This is a genomic window from Methanofollis sp., assembly GCF_028702905.1.
Lineage (GTDB): Archaea > Halobacteriota > Methanomicrobia > Methanomicrobiales > Methanofollaceae > Methanofollis.
The window spans coordinates 1-19,387 of record NZ_JAQVNX010000036.1 but is presented as its reverse complement, the minus strand read 5'-3'; the positions used below and the strand labels follow the sequence as shown (position 1 = coordinate 19,387).

The 19,387-nt window shown below is 60.0% G+C and carries 29 protein-coding genes; 13 read left to right on the top strand and 16 right to left on the bottom strand.

The window, feature by feature from the left end; translation table 11 throughout:
- The 6 genes from PHP59_RS06225 to PHP59_RS06200 form a co-directional block, all read right to left on the bottom strand.
- The coding region (locus PHP59_RS06225) for a hypothetical protein (RefSeq protein ID WP_300165139.1) at positions 1-182 on the bottom strand (182 nt) is incomplete at its 3' end.
- Between the two features lie 467 nt (positions 183-649).
- A complete protein-coding gene (locus PHP59_RS06220; protein ID WP_300165137.1) occupies positions 650-886 on the bottom strand; it encodes a hypothetical protein in 237 nt (78 codons plus the stop codon).
- An 18-nt stretch (positions 887-904) separates the two neighbouring features.
- On the bottom strand, positions 905-1,198 hold the full coding sequence (gene hisE / locus PHP59_RS06215) for a phosphoribosyl-ATP diphosphatase (RefSeq protein ID WP_300165135.1): 294 nt from the start codon (positions 1,196-1,198) through the stop codon (positions 905-907).
- Positions 1,195-1,644, bottom strand: coding sequence for a NusA-like transcription termination signal-binding factor (locus PHP59_RS06210; RefSeq protein WP_300165133.1), 450 nt, complete (start codon positions 1,642-1,644; stop codon positions 1,195-1,197). The genes hisE and PHP59_RS06210 overlap by 4 nt, the downstream gene beginning before the upstream one ends.
- A gap of 244 nt (positions 1,645-1,888) precedes the next feature.
- The gene (locus PHP59_RS06205; protein WP_300165132.1) at positions 1,889-2,626 is read right to left on the bottom strand and encodes an SIMPL domain-containing protein; all 738 of its coding nucleotides are present in this window, start codon (positions 2,624-2,626) and stop codon (positions 1,889-1,891) included.
- A 68-nt stretch (positions 2,627-2,694) separates the two neighbouring features.
- Positions 2,695-3,414 carry a potassium channel family protein gene (locus tag PHP59_RS06200; RefSeq protein WP_300165130.1) on the bottom strand — a complete coding sequence of 240 codons (720 nt, stop codon included), beginning with the start codon at positions 3,412-3,414 and terminating at the stop codon, positions 2,695-2,697.
- A gap of 261 nt (positions 3,415-3,675) precedes the next feature.
- Between PHP59_RS06200 and PHP59_RS06195 the strand changes: the two genes are divergently transcribed.
- A complete protein-coding gene (locus tag PHP59_RS06195; RefSeq protein ID WP_300165128.1) occupies positions 3,676-4,017 on the top strand; it encodes a hypothetical protein in 342 nt (113 codons plus the stop codon).
- Between the two features lie 12 nt (positions 4,018-4,029).
- Here the strand turns inward: PHP59_RS06195 and PHP59_RS06190 are convergent, their stop codons facing one another.
- The 3 genes from PHP59_RS06190 to PHP59_RS06180 are packed head-to-tail and all read right to left on the bottom strand — an operon-like array spanning position 4,030 to position 6,113.
- Positions 4,030-5,130 (bottom strand): hypothetical protein, encoded by a 1,101-nt coding sequence (locus tag PHP59_RS06190; protein WP_300165126.1) that lies wholly within the window; start codon positions 5,128-5,130, stop codon positions 4,030-4,032.
- A gap of 15 nt (positions 5,131-5,145) precedes the next feature.
- Positions 5,146-5,619, bottom strand: a complete 474-nt coding sequence (gene msrB / locus PHP59_RS06185; RefSeq protein WP_300165124.1) for a peptide-methionine (R)-S-oxide reductase MsrB — start codon at positions 5,617-5,619, stop codon at positions 5,146-5,148.
- Positions 5,620-5,675: 56 nt separating this feature from the next.
- Complete coding sequence (locus tag PHP59_RS06180; protein ID WP_300165122.1) at positions 5,676-6,113, bottom strand: FKBP-type peptidyl-prolyl cis-trans isomerase; 438 nt, start codon at positions 6,111-6,113, stop codon at positions 5,676-5,678.
- A gap of 93 nt (positions 6,114-6,206) precedes the next feature.
- Here PHP59_RS06180 and PHP59_RS06175 point away from each other — a divergent pair, with 93 nt between their 5' ends.
- A complete protein-coding gene (locus tag PHP59_RS06175) occupies positions 6,207-7,043 on the top strand; it encodes a hypothetical protein (protein WP_300165120.1) in 837 nt (278 codons plus the stop codon).
- A 247-nt stretch (positions 7,044-7,290) separates the two neighbouring features.
- Here the strand turns inward: PHP59_RS06175 and PHP59_RS06170 are convergent, their stop codons facing one another.
- Complete coding sequence (locus PHP59_RS06170) at positions 7,291-7,788, bottom strand: metallophosphoesterase (protein ID WP_300165118.1); 498 nt, start codon at positions 7,786-7,788, stop codon at positions 7,291-7,293.
- Positions 7,789-7,969: 181 nt separating this feature from the next.
- On the opposite strand from PHP59_RS06170, the gene PHP59_RS06165 reads away from it, so the two are divergent.
- The 9 genes from PHP59_RS06165 (at position 7,970) to hxlB (ending at position 14,387) form a co-directional block, all read left to right on the top strand.
- Positions 7,970-8,806: an ABC transporter substrate-binding protein gene (locus PHP59_RS06165; RefSeq protein WP_300165116.1), complete on the top strand. Its 837-nt coding sequence runs from the start codon at positions 7,970-7,972 to the stop codon at positions 8,804-8,806.
- Positions 8,807-8,925: 119 nt separating this feature from the next.
- Positions 8,926-9,603, top strand: a complete 678-nt coding sequence (locus PHP59_RS06160; RefSeq protein ID WP_300165114.1) for an amino acid ABC transporter permease — start codon at positions 8,926-8,928, stop codon at positions 9,601-9,603.
- Positions 9,604-9,605: 2 nt separating this feature from the next.
- On the top strand, positions 9,606-10,379 hold the full coding sequence (locus tag PHP59_RS06155; protein WP_300165112.1) for an amino acid ABC transporter ATP-binding protein: 774 nt from the start codon (positions 9,606-9,608) through the stop codon (positions 10,377-10,379).
- Positions 10,372-11,028 (top strand): amino acid ABC transporter permease, encoded by a 657-nt coding sequence (locus PHP59_RS06150; protein WP_300165110.1) that lies wholly within the window; start codon positions 10,372-10,374, stop codon positions 11,026-11,028. Before PHP59_RS06155 ends, PHP59_RS06150 begins: the two co-directional genes overlap by 8 nt.
- Positions 11,029-11,530: 502 nt before the next feature.
- Complete coding sequence (locus PHP59_RS06145) at positions 11,531-11,773, top strand: sulfurtransferase TusA family protein (protein ID WP_300165108.1); 243 nt, start codon at positions 11,531-11,533, stop codon at positions 11,771-11,773.
- 9 nt (positions 11,774-11,782) lie between these two features.
- The gene (locus tag PHP59_RS06140; protein ID WP_300165106.1) at positions 11,783-12,142 is read left to right on the top strand and encodes a DsrE family protein; all 360 of its coding nucleotides are present in this window, start codon (positions 11,783-11,785) and stop codon (positions 12,140-12,142) included.
- A gap of 11 nt (positions 12,143-12,153) precedes the next feature.
- Positions 12,154-13,302: a cysteine desulfurase family protein gene (locus tag PHP59_RS06135; protein WP_300165104.1), complete on the top strand. Its 1,149-nt coding sequence runs from the start codon at positions 12,154-12,156 to the stop codon at positions 13,300-13,302.
- A gap of 18 nt (positions 13,303-13,320) precedes the next feature.
- Positions 13,321-13,743 (top strand): Fe-S cluster assembly scaffold protein NifU, encoded by a 423-nt coding sequence (nifU, locus tag PHP59_RS06130; protein WP_300165102.1) that lies wholly within the window; start codon positions 13,321-13,323, stop codon positions 13,741-13,743.
- Positions 13,744-13,766: 23 nt separating this feature from the next.
- Positions 13,767-14,387: a 6-phospho-3-hexuloisomerase gene (hxlB, locus tag PHP59_RS06125; RefSeq protein WP_366943734.1), complete on the top strand. Its 621-nt coding sequence runs from the start codon at positions 13,767-13,769 to the stop codon at positions 14,385-14,387.
- On the opposite strand, the gene PHP59_RS06120 is transcribed toward hxlB, so the two are convergent.
- Entirely contained in the window at positions 14,388-14,591 is a 204-nt protein-coding gene (locus PHP59_RS06120) for a hypothetical protein (RefSeq protein ID WP_300165100.1), read from the bottom strand.
- A 307-nt stretch (positions 14,592-14,898) separates the two neighbouring features.
- On the opposite strand from PHP59_RS06120, the gene PHP59_RS06115 reads away from it, so the two are divergent.
- Positions 14,899-15,198 (top strand): hypothetical protein, encoded by a 300-nt coding sequence (locus tag PHP59_RS06115; protein ID WP_300165099.1) that lies wholly within the window; start codon positions 14,899-14,901, stop codon positions 15,196-15,198.
- A gap of 11 nt (positions 15,199-15,209) precedes the next feature.
- Here the strand turns inward: PHP59_RS06115 and PHP59_RS06110 are convergent, their stop codons facing one another.
- The 5 genes from PHP59_RS06110 to PHP59_RS06090 all read right to left on the bottom strand — a co-directional run bounded on the left by PHP59_RS06110 (position 15,210) and on the right by PHP59_RS06090 (position 18,037).
- Positions 15,210-15,509 (bottom strand): DUF3795 domain-containing protein, encoded by a 300-nt coding sequence (locus PHP59_RS06110; protein WP_300165096.1) that lies wholly within the window; start codon positions 15,507-15,509, stop codon positions 15,210-15,212.
- A 9-nt stretch (positions 15,510-15,518) separates the two neighbouring features.
- Positions 15,519-16,304: a hypothetical protein gene (locus PHP59_RS06105; RefSeq protein ID WP_300165094.1), complete on the bottom strand. Its 786-nt coding sequence runs from the start codon at positions 16,302-16,304 to the stop codon at positions 15,519-15,521.
- Between the two features lie 104 nt (positions 16,305-16,408).
- On the bottom strand, positions 16,409-16,672 hold the full coding sequence (locus PHP59_RS06100; protein WP_300165092.1) for a pro-sigmaK processing inhibitor BofA family protein: 264 nt from the start codon (positions 16,670-16,672) through the stop codon (positions 16,409-16,411).
- Between the two features lie 36 nt (positions 16,673-16,708).
- Entirely contained in the window at positions 16,709-17,518 is an 810-nt protein-coding gene (locus PHP59_RS06095) for a hypothetical protein (protein ID WP_300165090.1), read from the bottom strand.
- 51 nt (positions 17,519-17,569) lie between these two features.
- Positions 17,570-18,037 (bottom strand): LEA type 2 family protein, encoded by a 468-nt coding sequence (locus tag PHP59_RS06090; protein WP_300165088.1) that lies wholly within the window; start codon positions 18,035-18,037, stop codon positions 17,570-17,572.
- Positions 18,038-18,148: 111 nt separating this feature from the next.
- Between PHP59_RS06090 and PHP59_RS06085 the strand changes: the two genes are divergently transcribed.
- Entirely contained in the window at positions 18,149-18,679 is a 531-nt protein-coding gene (locus PHP59_RS06085) for a RimK/LysX family protein (protein WP_300165086.1), read from the top strand.
- Positions 18,680-19,387 lie beyond the last annotated feature (708 nt).

Below are 19,387 nucleotides of genomic sequence, written 5' to 3'. Positions count from 1 at the left end.
TGGGAAGAGCGAACGGGATATCCAGAGAAGGGGGATTGCCATCCCATCCCTATCCTGAGCGGGGGTTCCGGGGGCGTAGTCCCCCGGGTCAGGCACTCCAGAACAGGATTTACCATGAAAATGATCCAGACGTTCAATTCTGGAGTTATGGATGAGAATTTGAACACACAGATTTCTCTCATACCTGATATCCGGAGAACAAAACCGCCCTCAGAACGATCGGGCTCTTTGCCTTCCCGCCCCTATCTTCGTCCCGGGGGTCCGGGGGCGCTGCCCCCGGCGTGAAGATGTGGGAAGGGGTGATGATCAGGCGTGCCGCCCCGACCGCAGAATCTTCACCGCCGTCTCGCACCGGGGGGCGTTGCCCCCCGGATCCCCCACGGATGAAGATAGCCGAGGGGCGGCAATTGAACGGTATCCTTCAGGTGCCCTGTTGCAAGGAGAGGAATCAAGTATCCCTCCGCACTCAGGAGAACTGCAACGAGAAATTTTCATCACGTATGCTTGAGCCAGGGGTTCATGCCCGATTCTACAGAGCCCAAAAATCAAAGACCTTCGAGGAACCCCCGGCAGGCAGTATGGGGAAGGCGGAGGATCTGCGCTCCATCCCTGTGATCTGGGGGAGGACGCCAAACCCCGTATGAGGGTTTCAACGAAGCCCGATTTTCCGTCTTCTCGATTCCCTCCGGTCGTCCCCTGCCATCAGCACTTCAGAACAGAAAATTTCCAGAGTTCTCTCCGGGAAGTGATAACACTCTGAGAGTTTTTTAGAGTCGATCTTCGCGGAAAACCTCTCCGGCACTCCTGAAAATGAATTCTTCCCGGAGAAAAGATCCTCAAATGAGGGGGTTCGGGCTCCCTGAAAATGCCCCGCGGCATTTTTCACAGAGCGCTTTCCCAGCCCTCACTTCCGCCTGGACTCCAGTTCGGCGAGGACGTCCTCGAAATCTATGCCCGCTGCTTTCAGGGCGACGAGGAAGTGGAAGAAGAGGTCCGCGCCCTCCTCGACGGTCCTCTGGTCGACGCCGTTTTTGACCGCGAGGATGAACTCGGTCGCTTCTTCCCCGACTTTTTCGAGGGGTTTGTCGATGCCCTTCCTGTGGGTCAGGAGTGACGAGACATAGGAGTCTGGCGACGGGTGTGCGGCGCGGTCATTGATCACGGCCCAGAGTTCTTCGATCACGGCGAGGTCTTTCATGCCTCTTCCTCCTCCTCGTTGAGGATGACATCCCCGATCTCATGGCCGAAGAAGCGTTTTACAAGCATCCGCGCCTTCTCCACGGTGCTCCCTCCCTTCCCGATCGCGATGCCGAGATGGCTCTTCTCCCCGACGAAGACGTCCAGTTTCTCGCCGGTCTCGTCAGCACGGACAGCGACAACCTCTGCGGGCTTGAAGATGTTGGTGATAAAGTCCTTCTCCTCCTCGGCGTATTCGACCATCTCGATCCTCTTGCCGAGCACCTTCTGCATCTTCCTGATATTTTCTCCTTTTTTACCGATTGCAAGGCCCATGTCCCCGGGTTTTATGACGTAGATGATCCGGTCGAACCGCTCGTCGACGAGGCAGTCCACCGCAACAGATCTGGTGAGGATCCTCAACTCCTCGATATATCGTCTTTCTTTGAATCCAATGCTTCTTTCCATGTTCAAAATCCCTGATCTGTGATGATTGTATCTGTATTTCGATTCGAATCCCGTATTTTGTAGAGATTTCTTGACGGTTTTCCTATATATGTTGTGGGTGGGGGCGCTAAAAAAGGTTGGGAGATCATCCGGGTATGAAGCAATTCTGTCTTCAGGTGCGGGGGCACAGACTGCCTGCCGGAGGTTAGGAGATCATGCATCCGGTCCTCTGGAAATCTGGAAAAAAATGGGGGGAGGGATGTTTTCAACGGATGATGTAGGCGATGGTGACCGAAGCGGTGACCTTGATGGTGCCCGCCTCGACAGGGGTCGGTACCGGGGCGCCGGGCGCCTTTGCGTCCATTGCCCTGAACTGTGTGTTCTCGTAGAAGGGAACATAGATCCCGCCGATGGAGATGTCCTGGATGCCGGTGATGTTCACGCCCGAGGCCGCCGCGACGACGTCGGCATCGGCCTTCGCCTTCTGGACGGCATTGGTCAGGGCCTCGCCTCTGAACTGCTGTTCCTTCTCCGGGCTGAGGGTGAAGTAGACGTTGTTGACGCGGTTGGCCCCGTTCGATACGGCAAGATCGGCGATCTCGCCCGCCCGGGTCACGTCCTTCAGGGTGATCTCAAGGGTGTTCGTTACATGGTAGGTCACTTTCTGGGAACTGAAGGGCTTGTCGTTCTCCGGGTACTCGGGCCAGATGGAGTAGCCGGTCGTCTTCATGTCCTCGGGAGCGATGCCCGCGGCCTTGAGGGCATTGGTAACTTTCGCCATCTCGCGGGCATTGACGGCCTGTGCCTCCTTCGGATCAGTGTGCTCGTTCTCGACGGCGACGGAGATGACGGCGCGGTCGGGCGTTGTGGTGACCTCGCCGGTTCCCGAGGCATGGATCAGTCGCTCCTCAGGTGCGTTGTCTGTCGCGGCACTGGCGCTCCAGACGCCGGCGGCCAGCAGCACCATGAGGGCGGCACAGAGGAAAATGGTTCGTGTCCGCATGATAATCAGCTGTAGTCGGTCGTGCGGCTACAAATATCTTCCCAAGACTTCCAAAAAATTCGCAGTTATTATCGGTCTGTTTTCTGATCCATATCCTTCTCTTCCCTTTCTTCACTGGCGGTATCTTTCGAGGAGGAGAGCGCCCCGATCAACCGTGAGATGAAGACGGCCATGAAGAGGACGCCTGATACGGCTTCCAGAAAGGCAAGGGAACGTGCCTGAGAGGTGAGAGGCACGATGTCGCCGTAGCCCGCGGTGGTGAGGGTGATAAAACTGTAATACAGGAGGTCGGAGAAGCCGGGCTGCCCTCCTGTCTCTGTGGCGTGTGCGACCAGAAAGGATCCCGGGTGTACGGACTCCAGGTAGGTGTAGGCCGATCCCCATGTCAGTCCGAGGAGGAGGTAGACGGCGATCGCCCCGTAGATGACGTCGTCGGTCACCCTGCCCCTGATGATCGATCGCAGGACGGCCACGGTTGCAAAGGCAAAAAATATGGGGTTGATGATGCTTTCCACGGTTCTGATCTCCTCTCCTGGGATGAGGAAGCCCGACCACCCTGCAATGAAGGCGAAGGTGCCGAGGACGATGGCAATGATAAATGTCCCCCGCCTTTCGCTCACCGCATAGACAGCAGCGACGAGGACCGCGGAGGTGAGGGCCTTGAGAAAGGCGTTTGCCTGGGTGATGGTCCCGATATAGGGGTAGAGGACGAGGAGGAGGACGAGTGAGAAGGTGAGGATGAGATATTTTCTTCTGCTGAGTTTCTGGTGGATGCCCCCGGCTACCATCCGTGCCTCCTGTGTAGTCTTCCCCTCTTGGCCTGGCCCATCGGTGCAGGTCGATATGCGCCCCTGGTATGTGGCATTTGCGGTGGGTGAGAGCGAGACAGATACGCGCCCTGACGGCAGGGGTATGTACGGCCACGGAGCGCCGTAATTTTTGCGGCAGGTATGGGAATTGTTCATGATTCTTTGTTCTTTTTTTATATCCGCCCTCCCTCCGAATGAAAACTTTAATACCGGGAAAAATTTGAGAGGTACATGGAATTTATGCCACGAAAAGCAAGAACAACGGATGGAGACGGTCTTTCGGCATGTGGGTGTGAGGCGGCCGGAGGCTGTGGCAGCCATCGGCAGCCGGCCAAAAGGCAGGTTCAATGTGAACTCTGCGGAGAATCGTTCACACCCAGATCTGATGACGACGAGGGCTCTTCTCTCTGCCCAGAATGCCGCCGTGCCTATGTCAGGATCTGCCCGTACTGTGAACGTCCGTACAGGACCGACCGCTGGCCCCAGGACCTCTGTCCTGAGTGCTATGAAGACCAGGACTGGCGGCGTGACGACGCTGGAGACGGGTACGAGGACGAATTCGACCGTCTTGATGCCTACTGATCAGGGGACTGGTCAGGCGCCCCTTTCTTTCAGGCGGCTTGTTCCGCTCTCTTCACTCTTTCGCTCAAAGATCAGCCTGATGTTCGGGACAATCATATAAACCCTGAAATATCCCCCGATATGGTGGGTGTCAGGCCGGTACGCCCTCAGGGCGGTCACTTCTCTCCCGAGCGACTCCCGGGCTTCCGGGCTGATCTCCCGGTCTTCCTCTGTTTTTGGCAGGATATCCTCTTTTAACACCCGGATCTGGTCTGCGATCATAGTCTCAAGGAGGACGCGGGAGTACCGTCCCTGGAGTGAACGGACGATCACGAACTGGGCAAGGAGGATAGGCACGACCGGGAGGAGGGTGCCGAGGATGGTGATCTCCTCGACGTCCATGAGGCGGCCGAAGGTCATGCCCGGGAGGAGCATCGCCGCAATGATGATGGTGCCGGAGAAGGCGGCGCCGGCACCGATGATGAGGAGGACAGGGAGGATGGTCCATGCCCCGCCGCCGAACTCGGTCTTCAGGTCATGGTGGAGGTTGATCAGTTTTTTGAAGAAACCGGGCGAGTAGGGTTTCATTCCCCATATGACACCGTAAAAAGCGATGATCGCGATGGCCTGCAGGGATATCAGGGCGGCAAGCTTCATGGTGAACTCGCCCCGTATAAAGAGGATGAGGGCGACGAGGATGTCGACGGCATAGATCAGGATGAACCCCGGTGTCAGGGGCTGGCTGTTGACGAAGAAGAGGTTCCAGAATATCTCGGCAATGCCGCTCGTGTTGGCCCTGACGCTGTCTTTTATTGCCCCGATATCTTTCAGGATCCTGGTATACGCGAGGATGTCCTCCTTTTTCGGGCGTGCCCCGGTCCCGCCGGATGGGATGAACATGACAAAGGGGTGGACCATGTACAGGAGAAAACTTGCGACGATCCAGAAGAGGTGAAAGGCAGGGAGGAGGAGAAGGAGGATGAGACAGAGGAGGATGCTCCCCACAAGGACGACGTTCTCGATAGTGTGGACTCTGTGCGGCGCCAGGAGTTTCTGCCGGTCGGCTTCGGCTTCCCTGATCGCCTCCTCTGTCCGTGTCCAGAGGGCATCTGCTTCGCCGCCTTTTGTGTCCATGTCAGAAGAAAATCGCTATTTCTGGTTATATATCTCCCTGTCTGCCGGGACGAACCTGAACGCGGCCGAGTTCATGCAGTATCGCAGGCCTGTCGGTCGGGGTCCGTCGTCGAAGACATGGCCGAGGTGGGCGTCGCACCGGGCGCAGAGCACCTCGGTCCGCACCATCCCGTGGCTCCGGTCTGTTTGTGTCCTGATGTTGAGGCCTGAGACAGGTGCGGAAAAACTCGGCCAGCCTGTGCCAGAGTCGAACTTTGCCGTCGAGGAGAAGAGGTGGGTCCCGCAGCAGATACAGACGTAGAGCCCTTTTTCCTTCCAGTCGTGGTACAGGCCGGTGAAGGGTGGTTCTGTCCCGGCCTGCCGCGCTACCCTGAATGCCCCGGGGGAGAGTCTCTGTTGCCACTCGTCCTCGGTGAGGCGGCACCTCTGCCTCTCGCGTACCTCGCCGGTCAGGGCGTCGTAGATGCGGATGGTCTCTCTCTGGTCCATCGCGCCCCCTCCTCGCTGGCCGGGGATAAGAGTTGCGGCCACGCACCGCGCCCTCCTCACTCCCCGGATTTCTGTTCGATCTCGACGAGAGTGAGTGCGAAGGTGAGGTCGTGGCCTGCAAGGGGATGGTTTGCGTCCACGGTAACCCACTTCTCGGTGACCTCTTTGATGGTGACAAGGGAAGTGTTGCCTTTTGTCAGGCTGATCCTGGCGATCCCGCCGGGTATCAACTCCCCGGGGATGGTGAGTTTTTTTCTCTTCAGTTTGAAGACCAGTCTCTTCCTGTACGGGCCGTAGGCCTCTTCCACCGGGAGGAAGACGGTCTTTGTCTTGCCCGGCGCCATGCCGACGAGCGCCTCCTCGAAAGCGGGGTTGACTGTTCCGTCCCCGATGACTATCTGTTGCGGCCCCTCCGACCTGTCGAAGACAGTGCCGTCCTCCCGTGTCCCGGTGTAGGTGACACGGACGGTGTCGCCGCGTGCTGCCTGTTCCATCCCGGGAATATGGGGCCGGATCTCTGATGAAGTACAGAGGGCTATATACGGGCCGTCGCATTTTTGAGACTGCGGGTCGACATCGCTGGTATGATGGAATGGCGAAGACCGCCGGCCTGTGCCCTGCCCCGGGCCCTGATTGCCGTCGCTGTCTGCCTGTGCCTCCTGGCACCAGTGTCGGCAGTGTTTCTTGAAGTGAAAGAGAAAGGGTCTATTGTGTCTTTCAACACGGAGAACGGCACGATGACCATCGCCCCTGACGGGGTGTACGAGTGTGGTTACGAGAACGACACCCGCCTGTGCGGCTGGTCGCCGGTGTCCGGAAAACTGGTGGCCGGTGCGGTCCCTGATGCCCGTATCTTTTCTGAGTTCCACGTCGGTGACGCGGTCGCGGCCACCGCCCTCGGCGGCGAGGGAGGTCGCTGGATCGCCGTGGGCAGGATCGTCGAGTCTGCAGACGTGCCGTATCTCACCATGATCGTCGGCGACCCTGCGAAGCTGCCTCTCTCCCTTGCCGGCGACTATGCCCTCCGCTATGATACGCGTCCAGACTGCGCGAACTGCACCGGATCGGTCTGCCCGGCAAAGGTAGCGAATGTCACGATCACAAGTGAGGGGAGAACCGTGCTCCAGCAGACCCTTGCTCCCCGGGAGACCGCATTCTTCAACGGGAGGAACGACAACTCCAGCGTCTCTGTCACCTTCCTCGGAGGACAGGCATCGGCGTACGACTGCTCGGGCGGGCAGATCATCCCCCCGGGTCCGCAGCCTGTATCGAGCTTCGTTGTCGTCGTGAACCCGCCGATCGGTTTCCCTGAACCTTCGACCCTCCCGGCGACGACGGCGCCGACGACACTGGCCCTCCCGGCCCTGCTCCCTCTTGTAGCGGTCGGGCTTGTCGGGATTCTTGTGCGGAGAAGACTGGGTTAATTCTCTTCGGGGTATAATCGTCTCTGCTTTGAGAAGAGAAATTGCCATACCCTCTTATCATAATGATGGGGGGTCCGGGGGCCTCGCCCCCCGGGGGACTGCCGCTCGAAAACCTACTGGTTTTCTTCAAGCTCGCACCTCCCGCCCCCCCTCCCCTGTCTTCCCGGGGAGAGGTTTCACCCCCTCCCCCCTCCCGACCTTGTGGAGCACCGACGAGCTGACAGACACCCGCGCGGCCCGGAAACCCTTACAGCCTGATCAGACGTGTCTCCTTCGTTGCGGTGTCGAGGAGGGCGACGGTCGGCGTCCCGGTGAGATAGCCGCAGACCTCGCCGGGATTGATGGCAAGGGTCCGGCCATAGCGCCCGATAAGGGGGCGGTGGGTGTGGCCCGAGACCAGGACGTCGTAGGACCCCTCCTCCAGAAGGGCGGCGAGGAGTGCGGGGTCGTCGCCGTGGACGAGGCCGATGGCAAGACCGCCTGCATCGACCTCTGCGCATGCGCTATGCAGATCGATGTTGTCGTACTCCGCGGCCTTCTTCGACAGGAGAACCCGGTCCCCATCATTGTTCCCGAATACCCCGATCAGGTCTCCCTTCATCCCTGCAAGGGTATCCAGAGTGAAAGGTGCGATGAAATCGCCTGCATGGAGGACAAGATCTACTCCTGCCTCGTTCAGCACTCTGACCGCCTCTTCAACCAGGGGGAGGCGGTCATGGGTGTCGGCCATGATCCCGATGAGCATACCCCTCCCTTGGTCTGCGGAGAGATAGCATTTGCCTATCGGTGCGGGCCGGCACCCCGTTCCCATACCCGCGGGATGGGAAACTATTGGGTGTTGATTTACATGTGATTCATTTAACGGCGCCCGCATCCCCGCCGGAGATTCATAATGACTATATAGAGTCGTAGGAAGAACTTACTTTATGAACATGAAGATTCTGACCGCCCTGATCTCTGTGGCGATCCTCTGTATGCTTGCCGTTGCCGGCTGTACCGGCACGGACACGAAGGTTCCCGTGCCGACCCCTGCCCCCCAGGAGAACACCACCCCCGCAGCAAACGTGACCGCCCCCGTCGAGAAGCCCCTTTATGTCGTCGGTATCGACGGCAACTACAAGCCGTACGCGTACATGGACGAGAAGGGCAACCCGATCGGCTTCGACGTCGAGTCCATCCAGTGGATCGGCAACGAAATGGGCTTTGACGTGAAGATCCAGTCGATGGCCTGGGACAGCATCATCCCGTCGCTCCTCCAGAAGAAGATCGATATCGTCTACTCCGGCATGTCCATCACCGATAATCGCTCGAAACAGGTGAACTTCTCCAAACCGTACTGGATCGTCAACCAGGCCGTCGCTATCCGTGAGGGCTCCACCGTCACCCTCGACGACGTGAAGGAGGGCAAGGTCGTCCTCGGTACCCAGCGCGGCTGCACCGCCTACGAGTGGCTCGACAAGAACCTGCTCCAGACCGGCAAGATGACCGAGGACAACCTCAAGCTCTACGACAACATCCAGCTCACCCTCAGCGACCTCCAGAACAAGCGTGTCGACGCAGTGATGTACGATGTCCCGGTGATCAAGACGTCCATCGAGGGTAAGCCCCTCGTGATGCTCGGCGAGATCCAGACCGACGAGGAATACGGCGTCGCCATCCGCAAGGAAGACACCGAACTCCTCGCCACCATCAACGAAGGCCTGGACAAACTGATGGCCTCCCCGAAGTGGGAAGAGCTGAAGCAGAAGTACGAGATGGAGTAGACCGGCCAGGCCGGACCTCCCCTCTACATTTTTCAAGGATGGTACCCAATTTATAATCTAACGTGAGTAGTGCTGCCATGATTCGTGTACCAAGCCGCCTGGCAGTGGAGTGAAGCCGGGTGACCGACGTATCAGCCTTTATTGTCCAGACCCTTCTGTATCTTGCCCCGGGTATAGTGCAGACGCTTTCTCTGGTCATCGTGTCCATCCTGCTCGGTCTCCTGATGGGGGTGCCGATGGCTGTCGGGCAGGTCTACGGCCCTCGGCCCCTCAGGGCTCTCATCGGGGTGTATGTCTGGTTCTTCAGGGGTCTGCCGAACCTTGTCCTTCTCTTTCTCTTCTTCTTCGGGATCTTCCCGATGCTCGGCCTTCCCGACGACCCCTTTATTGTCGCCTTCACGGTGCTCGGCCTGCGGTCAGGTGCGTACCAGTCTCAGATCTTCCGGGGCGCGATCCAGTCGATCGGTGAGGGGCAGATGACCGCGGCGCGCTCTCTTGGCATGAGTACGCCGCAGGCGATCCGGCATATCATCCTGCCTCAGGCGATGCGGATCGCCCTGCCCGGATGGTCGAACGAGTACCCGATCCTCCTCACCGACTCGGCCGTCTGCTACGCGATCGGTGTGGCCGAGATCCTGGCAAAGTCGTACCAGCTCGTTTCGAGGACTGCCGAACCGATGGCCGTCTTCCTCATTGCGGCGGTGATCTATATCCTTCTCAACTATGGCGGGATGTGGCTCTTTGCCCGGATTGAAAAGAAGATCAGCATCCCTGGATTTGGAAAAGGAGCTCTGTGAAAATGAGTGCAGACAACTATATCCTCCGCGTGGAAGGGATCCACAAGGCGTATGGCGATCGGGAGGTGTTGAAGGGCGTCTCCTTCGATGTGCGAAAAGGGGAGACGAAGGTGTTCATCGGTCCTTCGGGAACGGGGAAGAGCACGCTTCTCCGGTGCATCAACCAGTTGACCCTGCCCGACCAGGGCCGTGTCTTCCTGAATGACGAGGAGGTGACGAACTCCGGTGCCCGTATCAACTACTTCAGGCAGAAGATCGGGATGGTGTTCCAGAACTTCTACCTCTTCGACCACCTGACCGCGGTGCGGAACGTGGAGGTCGCCCTCCTGAAGGTGAAGAAGATGGACGCCGCGTCTGCCCGCGAGAAGGCCCTCGCAGAATTGCGTTGCGTCGGTATGGAGGACTGGGCAGAGAACTATCCTGCCGAACTTTCCGGCGGGCAGGCGCAGCGCGTCTCGATTGCCCGGGCCCTTGCGATGGACCCCGACGTGATCCTCTTCGACGAACCGACATCGGCCCTCGACCCGGAACTGACCCGCGAGGTGCTTGAGGTGATGAAGAACCTCGCACGCCAGGGTATGACGATGCTCGTCGTCACCCATGAGATGGGTTTTGCCCTCTCGGTGGCAAATGAGATCCTCTTCATGGAGCATGGCAAGATCACCGAACGCGGTTCCCCTGCACAGGTCAGGGACGACCCGGCATTTGCGCGGATGCGGAAGTTCATAGGGAAGTTCGGAGATTTCGGAGACGTTTCTGGAACAGAGAATGACTGACGTTGCTTTTTTTACGGAGGTCCTTCTCCCTGCCCTCCTGAAGGGCGGGTTCGTCTCTCTCCAGTTGATCGCCCTTACCGCCCCCTTCGGCCTTCTGGCAGGGATCGCCATCGCCGTTGGCAGGACGTACGGCAGCCCGGCCGTCTCCGGCCTCTGCCGCGGCTACATCATCTTTTTCAAGGGCTGTCCTCTCCTCCTGCTCCTTTTCATCCTGTACTTCGGCCTCCCGTCCCTCGGCATTACCCTGCCTGCCTTTGTGGCGGCGGTGATCGGTTTCATCCTCTGTAATGGGGCATATAACTCCGAGTATATCAGGGGCGCCCTCCTCTCGGTGAAAGAGGGGCAGATGATCGCCGCCCAGGCCATTGGGATGAGCCGCTGGCAGGCGATCCGGTATATCATCCTCCCGCAGGCCCTCCGCCGTGCAATCCCGGGCGTCTCCAATGAGTTCATTTACCTGATCAAGTACTCCTCCCTCGCCTACCTGGTCACGGTCACCGAACTGACCGGGGCTGCGAAGATCGTTGCCACGAAGTACTTCGTCTATTTTGAGGCATTTGCCCTCGTCGGGATCTTCTACCTCATTCTTGTCAGTATTGCGACCGTAGTCGCCAATCAGATCGAGAAGAAGTTCGCCGTCCCGACATGAGGGGCGTTTTCTCTTTTTTTTGGCTCTGGAGGATCTCCACAGAGCCCGAGATCGGGACGATTTCCGCCCTCCCTCCCTCACTCTCCCTGGCACCAGGGGAGTTGGGGGTGAGGGAGACATTACCTGCACTCATACGTCTGGCCTGAAGGCGTTGAGTCCTGCCGAATTTCATCCTGTTTTGCACACAGACTCCAGTACGCCCGGATCTCCAGATCTTCTCGATATGGCCCTGAACCGGGTGTGTGTCTCCTGGATTGGAGGCAGATCCTGGCGCATTTGGTCCGGACGTGTCTGCCACGGCGCCACAGGGGTGGGGTCGGGGGATCCGCACTGCTCGTCATGAGTCCGGGGGCAGCATCCTTCCCGGGGTTTTTTCGTAATTGTACTCTCCGTGCACTCTGCCCGCCATGGGTTAGGTATATCCGTGCCGGCATCCACCGACGGGTGAACAGGGGGACTGTGTCATGCATCATGGGCGGACTGCGACAGCGGAGGGGAGAGGGTGACCAAAGAGATCAGGCCTGACCACGAACTCGACTGCATCGGCCTCTACTGCCCGATGCCGATCGCCCGCACGAAAGAGGAGATCGAGAAGATCGAGGTGGGTGAGGTTCTGAAGGTGGAGGCCGACGACCCGGCCGCGGAGGAGGACATCACGCGGTGGGCGAAACGGATGGGTCACGAGATTGTGAAATTGGAAAAAGAAGAGGGAATTCTGACGTTTTATATCCGAAGGACGAAGTGAGGTGGGAAAATGGCAAAGATACTCTATGTCCAGACAAGCGGGACAGACACGCCCGAGAGGCTGTACGCCCCCTTTATCCTGGGGGCGACCGCCGCCGCAATGGGAGTGGAAGCGGCGATCTTCTTCATGATCAAGGGGATCACCGCGGTCAGGAGGGGGGAGGCAGAAAAGATCCGGATCGGGGCCTTCCCGACCCTTGCGGAGGTGATGCGGCAGGCGATCGACGCGGGGGTGAAGATCTACATCTGCGAACAGAGCACGCAGCTTCTCGGGGTTCCGCGGGGAGACTTCATCGCTGAAGGGACCATCGCCGGCGGGGCGACCCTCAATGACCTGGCCCTGGACGCCGACGCGGTGATGACCTTCTGAGGGAGGGGAAGATGGTCTATCTGGATCATGCGTCGTCTGTTCCCGTCGATCCCCGCGTCCTTGCCTTTGCCGGGCAGTACCTGAAGGAGGAGTACGGCAACCCGTCGTCCCTGTATGCGCTCGGCCTCTCCACGAAGCAGGCGGTGGAAGAGGCCCGGGTGCAGGTGGCGGCCCTGGTCCATGCCGAAACACCGTCCACGATCGTCTTTACCGGCAGCGCCACCGAGTCCAACAATCTGGCGGTCCGGGGGACGGCCCTCAGGAACCGGAAAAAAGGGAAAAGCATCCTTGTCAGTGCGATCGAGCATGTCTCCGTCCTGAACCCGGCCAAAGATCTCCAGAAGCAGGGGTTCGACCTCGGGTTCGTACCCGTGGACCGCTACGGGGTCGTCGACCTCGGTTTCCTGGAGGAGCACCTCGCGCCTGAGACGACCGTCGTCTCGGTCCATTATGCGAACGACGAGATCGGGACCGTGGAGCCGGTCCGGGAGGCGGCCGCGATCGTGCACGAGAAGGGGGCGTACCTCCATGTCAATGCCACGGCGGCCGCGGGCCGGATCCCTATCGACGTGCAGAAGGACGGGATCGATCTCCTGACCCTCTCAGGCAATGACCTCGGCGGGCCCAGGGGTGCGGCGGCGCTCTATGTCGGGCCTGGGGTGAAGGTCCAGACCGTGATGCCGGGCGGCGGGCAGGAGAAGGGCCTGCGGTCGGGGACGGAGAACGTCTTTGCGATTGCGGGGATGGGGGAAGCGGCACGCATTGCCGCCCTGGAGATGGAGGATGAGATGGCACGGGAGAAGGCGGTCCGGGACAGTCTGATCAAGGAGGTTCTGACGATCGAGGAGTCCTATCTCACCGGCCACCCCGACTTCCGCCTCCCGAACCACGCGAGTTTCAGGTTATCGAGGATCGAGGGGGAGAGCATCCTCCTGAACCTGGACACCTTCTTCGGCATCCAGGTGGCGACAGGCTCGGCCTGCACCTCACGGACCCTGGAACCGTCCCATGTGCTCCTGGCCATCGGCCTCGCGCATGAGGAGGCCCATGGGTCGGTGGTGATGAGCCTCGGGCGGTCGAACACCCTGGATGACGTGCCCCTCGTCGGCCGGGCGATGAAGGAGACGGTGACGAGGCTGCGATCGATCTCTCCCCTGTAATGTATGGAGGTGTGGGATATGGAGGACAGGCCGCAGATCGGCTATTCAAAAAAAGTGATGGACCACTTCATGAACCCCCGCAATGTCGGGGATATCGAGAACGCCGACGGCATAGGGACGGTGGGAAACCCTGTCTGCGGGGACTTGATGCAGGTCTCGATCAGGGTGGAGAACGACATCATCACAGAGATCAAGTTCAAGACTTTCGGCTGCGGGTCGGCGATCGCCACCGCGAGCATGGTCACCGAGATGGCGAAAGGGAAGCATATCGACGAGGCGCTGAAGATCACGCGGCAGGACGTCGCCGACGAACTCGAAGGTCTGCCGCCGGTGAAGATGCACTGCTCGAACCTGGCGGCCGACGCCCTGCACGAGGCGATCAAGGATTACCGCGCGAAGAAAGAGGGCAGGAAGGAGGCGATCGAAGAACCGGCACGCTGATGTGGGGGGCGGTCGAAGGGGTGATGATGCCAGAGGGATGCTACAGTATCACCGACCTCATGCTCCTCATGACCGACAAGATCGACGAGACGGCGAGGAGTCTTGACGACACCGAGACGGGCGCGTTTGTCGACGCCATTCTTGCGGCAAAGAGGATCTATGTGGTGGGTGCCGGGCGGTCGGGCCTTGTCGCCCGGGCGTTTGCGATGCGGCTGATGCACCTCGGGATGGAGGCCTATGTGGTGGGGGAGACGATCACCCCGGCCCTGCGCGAGGGCGACCTCCTTGTCGCCTTCTCCGGGTCAGGGGAGACGCACTCGATTGTCGAGTTCTGCGAAACGGCGCAGGGACTTGGCGGCCGGGTCTGCCTCCTCACCGCGGCGCCCGACTCGACCCTCGGCCGGGCCGCCGAGATCGTCGTGGACCTTGGCGTGGCGGCGCCGCCTGTTCCCGACACTCCTGGCCAGTACGAGGTGCGGCAACTCACCGGCCAGTACCGCTCTGTTTCTTCTGAATTCGCTCCCTTCGGGACACTCTTCGAGATGACGGCCCTCATTTTTTCTGATGCGGTCCTCTCGGCCCTGATGGAACTGAAGCACTGCAGTCTCGATGAGATCAAGGGAAGAATCTCGAATATCCAGTGATCATCGTCGTAAATATGCCCTGCCGACCAGGGCAAGGCCACTGAACACTGCAATGAGGGCGGCGACAATGCTAAGAGAGGAGATGTACCTGGCCAGCACCTCGGCCCTCCCGGTCATGGCATAACTGCCGAGCCCGACAAGGAGAAGGCAGCCTGCCGCCGCCCATGCCGATCCGATCCCCAGTTTCAGGAGGTCCTGTCCCATCGTATCCCTGTGTCTCCCGATCGGTTGGACTGGAGATATACTTTTTGATTCGTGTTTTGTCTTATTTTATCTATCTGATGATGCTTATTGTATGTATTGTGCAATATTTTTCGAAAAATATATCCTGCGCAGCAACAATCCCCTGTTCTGATGACAGATCGTGTATTCTGCCCGGAGGTGACCTGTGTCCTGGCGGTGGCGCTCGTCGGAAATATGATCATCCACTCCTGAGGCCTGCCCCTGCTCCCGGTCCGGAACACCATGCATCCCTTTTTATTTCCCCCGCGGAAACCTATCCCTGAGAACCATGAGCGAACAGAAGGGACACTTTGAATCCGGCCGGTGGGTCGAGGACAGGGAACCCGAGGCCGCCCCGGAGACCCCGGAAACCCCGAAGGCCCCGCAGGTGGACGAGATGGTGCACGAGGCCTCGACTTCGGTGAAAAAAGCGATCGACGACGTCGTCCACCTCGGCAAACACCTCTTCGGGACAAAAGAGGGGCGCGACCACCTGGAAAAGAAGGTGCGGGCGGCCGGCGCCGAACTGGAGAAGGCGATCGGCGAGGTCGCCGAGACGGCGCGTCGGAACCTTGAGAGGAATGGCTGAGAGAGGTCTCTCTATTTCCTTCTGGCGAGGAGCCGCGCCTTCCTCGTCTCAAGCCCGGTCCTGGCCTCCTCCTCGCCCACGTCCGGGTCCCTGTACCGGGTGAAACGCTCGCAGAGAAGGTCCGGGCACTCGCCGCAGTGGGTGAAGTGCCGTTCACCCGTGCAGCAGGCATACACCGGACAGATCTCGGCGCCGACAAAAGCCGTCCAGAACGGTCGGCCCATCACATGGTCGCATCCGCCGCATTCTTTCCGGTGCTCACATTCGTCGCAGATCACACCGCAGACAGCGGTTCTGATATCGGGTTCCATGGGTGACGCTTACTCCTCCTCAAGTGCCGCCATCGCCCCTTCGATCATCGAGCGTGCCGCCCGGACCTTCGACCTGGCCGCACCGTACTCGCCGCCGTCGCATGCGTCTTCGGCCTCGGTATAGAAGCGTTCGGCCCGTTCGGTCCGTGCCCGCACTTTTTTCACCTTCCCTTTCTGCCCGCCCTCTTCGAGAAGGTCGATCTCCTCGCGGAGAGTCAGCAGGTCGCCGGAGATCTCCTCGAGTTCGGCCCTGACTTCGTCCTCCTCGGCCTCGATCCCGGCCCTCTTCTCCCGTGTCCGCTCTCGGGCCGCCTCCTGCGCCTCTGCCTGGGCGTTTTTGATCTCCCAGATCTCGTCCTCCACCTCCTTCACCTTCTCTGCAAGGAGGGCGGCGAAGGCGGTCCTGTCCTCGCGTGAGTCCTCATATCCGTGGTAGGCCTCGTACGCCCCGCCGGCGGCGGCCCCGCCCAGGGCGTCGGTGATGCTCCCCTCCTCGCGCCGCATGATGCCGCCGAGGACGCTCCCGACCCCGGCACCGACGAGGGCCCCCATCAGACCCCGTGCGACCTCTTTTTTCTCCCGTGCGACGGTGTAGGTGACCTTCACGTTCTTCTCCGAGGGCGCCACCAGCAGTGTCCCCTGTTCGCCTGTCCTTTTGACGTCCATCGTGGCGGTCTGGCCGTCTCTTTTCTCGCCGGTGATCTCGGTCCCTTCAAGGGCGAGATGGGATACCAGGCGTTCCAGGAAGTCGTCGTACCATTCGGCCACACCCTGACCGTAATATATAAAGGGCATGATTATCGCATCTGCCTTTTAAAAATAAAAATATAAATCTGTCGGTTTACCCGGACGCGGGCTGTCCCCTCCTCCTGCGCCCCGGTGCCGTCTCCTGATCGGTGTCACAGGGGAACGCCGAGCAGGTGGAGCACGACGACGATGATCACGCCGATAATCCCGCCAAGAGCGCTGATCAGGACCGTGATGATGTCTATAGGGATGTCGGGCTTGCCAAAGAGTCCCATCAGGTTGAAGAGGTTGATCAGGAAGAGGACGATAATGCCGAGGACTGCGTTGATGACCAGGACGAAGACGTTTTTGACGAAGTAGTACAGCAGCACCGCGACGAGGACGGCGAGGACGATCCCGAGGAGTGGTCCGAGCATGCCCTAGTGTCTGCTGCATGATATATATGCTGCGGGTCACCTCCCCTGCACGGCGAGGGCGGCGTGCCAGAGCCCTGCGGCAAGGATCGCGGCCCATAGGGGTGCGAGTGCTGCGGGATCGGTTGTGACTGCCGATAACGCCGTTGCCAGGGCGAGGGCCTGCCCGGTCATCAACCTCCCCGGGTCGAGGGGTCGGTCTCCGCTGTCTTCTCTTGAATGAACGGTCTTTGAGGCGGCGATGGCCGGGATAAACAGGACAGTCGCGGCGGCGATGCCGATGCCTGCCGCGGGAGTGGGTGCGCCGAGGTGTACGGGCGTTGCAAGGAGTGCGACCGCCGTGGCGAGGAGAGCGACGACGGCAAAGGGGAGACGGTGCCGTGCGGGATCCTTCGATCGGCCATCAAGGAAGAATGCCGTGGCGGCGATGGGGCCTGCCGGGAGAAAGCCCCGTGACAGGGGCCACAGGGTGAGGAGGAGGACGAAGATGAGATCTATCGTCGTGGCGGCACGGCCGGTCGTCCTGTTCACGACTCTGATGACGAGGAGGGCCCACAGCAGGGTGGGGATGTCGGGGATAGACAGAATGAGGAGGGCTCCGGTCGTCATGGCCGCTGCCAGCAGGGCGGAGAGATCATGGTCGGGGTCGATCTCGCGGCAGAGGGCCCAGGTAAGAAAGACGGCAAGAGCAGCGCCAGGGCCGCGTATCAATGTCTCCACTATGCCCGTGCCGGCAAGGGCCGATGCTGCGGCCGAGACGAGGAGAGCGGTCAGGGCGAGGAGGACTATGATGCGGTTCGTCTGATAGGAAAAATCAAGGGGCCGGGCGATCCCGCTCTGAGGCTGCACGGGGAAGAGGGGGGGAGGGTGCTGATAAGACTTGCTGCCGCAGGCATGGCCCTACCTCCCCCTGACAGAGACCGTCGTCGTCTTCCCGAAGGGGACGTCGAATGAGACGATGCCTGCATCGACAGTCATCGTACCCTCTGCCGTCACCTCCAGCTCCCCGGAGAGGGCCAGGGTTCCGGCAGCGGAGAGCATGGCCAGGTTATCCGTGGTGACCGGGATGACGACCTCGGTCGTGTTGTACGCCGGGATAGATATCTCTTCACCTCTCCCTGACCCGAGGAACACTTCTCTTCCGTTCTTCGAGTAGGAGACATTCACGGACACGTCCCGGATCGTCGCCCCCACGGAGTTCGGGTTGTCCACGGCGAGGATGACCTCCAGGTCCATGCTCTCCAGGGTGAGGGCGGTGACGGCGATACCCGTCACCGTGACATCGGGCGGCCTGAGGGGCGGGCCGCCGGCACACCCGGCGATGAAGGCTGTGATCACCAGGGCAGCAAGGGCCGGTGCGAGTCTCATGGTTCTTCTTACAAGGTGTTGCGGTATATATTTTGCAGGGGTCAGAGGGAGTGCCACCATGGTATCTCTTTCAACCGAACCTTTTTTCTGCCAGAGGTGCGATTGCCCTCCATGCCTGTCTGCGGGCCAGGGGACATGCGGGAGGTTCTCGCGTATCTTGCGGCTGAAAGGGACATTGCAGCGAGGTTCGGCCTCCCTGCCGAGACAGTCCTGCCCCTCCTCTTCTCCCTGCGCTTCGGCGGGGCATGGAGTTATGCGACAGAGGAAGGGCGGTCCATCTCTGTCGTCAGGAAAAGAACGCTCTGGGACGAGAGAACGAAGACCGGCGTCACTCTTGAGGAGGTCACCCTCCTGCTGAACCCTTCTGTCCTCTCGGAGGAGGGGGCCGTCTCCCGCCTGGAGAAGTGCGGGAACGAGGCCGAGAGGCTTATCGTGACGAGGCCGTTCAGGATCAGGGTCAGGGCCGAGAGGGCGGTGCGGGTGCGTGTCGACCCGGAGAGGAGTGAGATCGCTGCCGAAGAGGTGACCGGGTTGGAGTTCGCCTACGAAGGGTCGACCGCGTTCAATGTGGCCCACGAACTGGAGCACCTCGAAAAAAAAGGGATCTCCGGCCGCCGTCTCTGGGAGATGAAGGTGGTGTGATCCGGGGGGTCTCGTGCCGGGAAGATAGTGCGATCATCTACGGCGATCGATCATTCGAAAAAAGGCTGTGTAGAAATCTTTTTCTGAAGTGCCCATACCGGGGGACTACCGCCCCCGGCCCCCCGGTACAGGATAGACAGAGGATGGCAATTTCCCCCTGCAGAATATCCAATTCACGCTTACCTGACCCAATCCTGAGCGGGGACGACCGAAGGGAGTCGAGAAAATCTTTGATTTTCGGGCTTTGTAGAATCAGGCATGAGTCGGGAGCACGCCTCAGGCATACCGCATGAAAAGTTTTTCATGGTAACCCCTCCCCTTTTCTGGGTACGAGCGTGACTCAATTGCCTTCCTGCATCTTCGCGCCGGTGGCTCTGCCCCCGGACCCCCAAAACTGCGATTGGGTCAGGAAGGCAAAATCAACGAACATGAAGGGGGAGTTGCCGTCCCCGGTCCTATCCTGATGCAGGGGACCGGAGGTGCGAGCCCCTGCGAGCTTGAGAAGACCCGTAGGTCTTCGAGCGGCCAGCCCCCCGCAGAGATGGCCATCCAGAGGGTTTACCATGAAAATGATCCCGACGTTCAATTCTGGAGTTATGGATGAGAATTTGAACACACAGATTTCTCTCATACCTGATATGCGGAGAACAAAACCGTCCTCAGAACGATCGGGCTCTCTGCCTTCCCGCCCCTATCTTCGTCCCGGGG

Excerpts from the sequence above, each read along its gene's own strand:
- hisE (WP_300165135.1), bottom strand. The coding sequence starts at position 1,198 with ATGAAAGACCTCGCCGTGATCGAAGAACTCTGGGCCGTGATCAATGAC.
- PHP59_RS06210 (WP_300165133.1), bottom strand. The coding sequence starts at position 1,644 with ATGGAAAGAAGCATTGGATTCAAAGAAAGACGATATATCGAGGAGTTG.
- PHP59_RS06205 (WP_300165132.1), bottom strand. The coding sequence starts at position 2,626 with ATGCGGACACGAACCATTTTCCTCTGTGCCGCCCTCATGGTGCTGCTG.
- PHP59_RS06200 (WP_300165130.1), bottom strand. The coding sequence starts at position 3,414 with ATGGTAGCCGGGGGCATCCACCAGAAACTCAGCAGAAGAAAATATCTC.
- PHP59_RS06195 (WP_300165128.1), top strand. The coding sequence starts at position 3,676 with ATGCCACGAAAAGCAAGAACAACGGATGGAGACGGTCTTTCGGCATGT.
- PHP59_RS06190 (WP_300165126.1), bottom strand. The coding sequence starts at position 5,130 with ATGGACACAAAAGGCGGCGAAGCAGATGCCCTCTGGACACGGACAGAG.
- msrB (WP_300165124.1), bottom strand. The coding sequence starts at position 5,619 with ATGGACCAGAGAGAGACCATCCGCATCTACGACGCCCTGACCGGCGAG.
- PHP59_RS06180 (WP_300165122.1), bottom strand. The coding sequence starts at position 6,113 with ATGGAACAGGCAGCACGCGGCGACACCGTCCGTGTCACCTACACCGGG.
- PHP59_RS06175 (WP_300165120.1), top strand. The coding sequence starts at position 6,207 with ATGGAATGGCGAAGACCGCCGGCCTGTGCCCTGCCCCGGGCCCTGATT.
- PHP59_RS06170 (WP_300165118.1), bottom strand. The coding sequence starts at position 7,788 with ATGCTCATCGGGATCATGGCCGACACCCATGACCGCCTCCCCCTGGTT.
- PHP59_RS06165 (WP_300165116.1), top strand. The coding sequence starts at position 7,970 with ATGAACATGAAGATTCTGACCGCCCTGATCTCTGTGGCGATCCTCTGT.
- PHP59_RS06155 (WP_300165112.1), top strand. The coding sequence starts at position 9,606 with ATGAGTGCAGACAACTATATCCTCCGCGTGGAAGGGATCCACAAGGCG.
- PHP59_RS06150 (WP_300165110.1), top strand. The coding sequence starts at position 10,372 with ATGACTGACGTTGCTTTTTTTACGGAGGTCCTTCTCCCTGCCCTCCTG.
- PHP59_RS06140 (WP_300165106.1), top strand. The coding sequence starts at position 11,783 with ATGGCAAAGATACTCTATGTCCAGACAAGCGGGACAGACACGCCCGAG.
- PHP59_RS06135 (WP_300165104.1), top strand. The coding sequence starts at position 12,154 with ATGGTCTATCTGGATCATGCGTCGTCTGTTCCCGTCGATCCCCGCGTC.
- nifU (WP_300165102.1), top strand. The coding sequence starts at position 13,321 with ATGGAGGACAGGCCGCAGATCGGCTATTCAAAAAAAGTGATGGACCAC.
- hxlB (WP_366943734.1), top strand. The coding sequence starts at position 13,767 with ATGATGCCAGAGGGATGCTACAGTATCACCGACCTCATGCTCCTCATG.
- PHP59_RS06120 (WP_300165100.1), bottom strand. The coding sequence starts at position 14,591 with ATGGGACAGGACCTCCTGAAACTGGGGATCGGATCGGCATGGGCGGCG.
- PHP59_RS06115 (WP_300165099.1), top strand. The coding sequence starts at position 14,899 with ATGAGCGAACAGAAGGGACACTTTGAATCCGGCCGGTGGGTCGAGGAC.
- PHP59_RS06110 (WP_300165096.1), bottom strand. The coding sequence starts at position 15,509 with ATGGAACCCGATATCAGAACCGCTGTCTGCGGTGTGATCTGCGACGAA.
- PHP59_RS06105 (WP_300165094.1), bottom strand. The coding sequence starts at position 16,304 with ATGCCCTTTATATATTACGGTCAGGGTGTGGCCGAATGGTACGACGAC.
- PHP59_RS06100 (WP_300165092.1), bottom strand. The coding sequence starts at position 16,672 with ATGCTCGGACCACTCCTCGGGATCGTCCTCGCCGTCCTCGTCGCGGTG.
- PHP59_RS06090 (WP_300165088.1), bottom strand. The coding sequence starts at position 18,037 with ATGAGACTCGCACCGGCCCTTGCTGCCCTGGTGATCACAGCCTTCATC.
- PHP59_RS06085 (WP_300165086.1), top strand. The coding sequence starts at position 18,149 with ATGCCTGTCTGCGGGCCAGGGGACATGCGGGAGGTTCTCGCGTATCTT.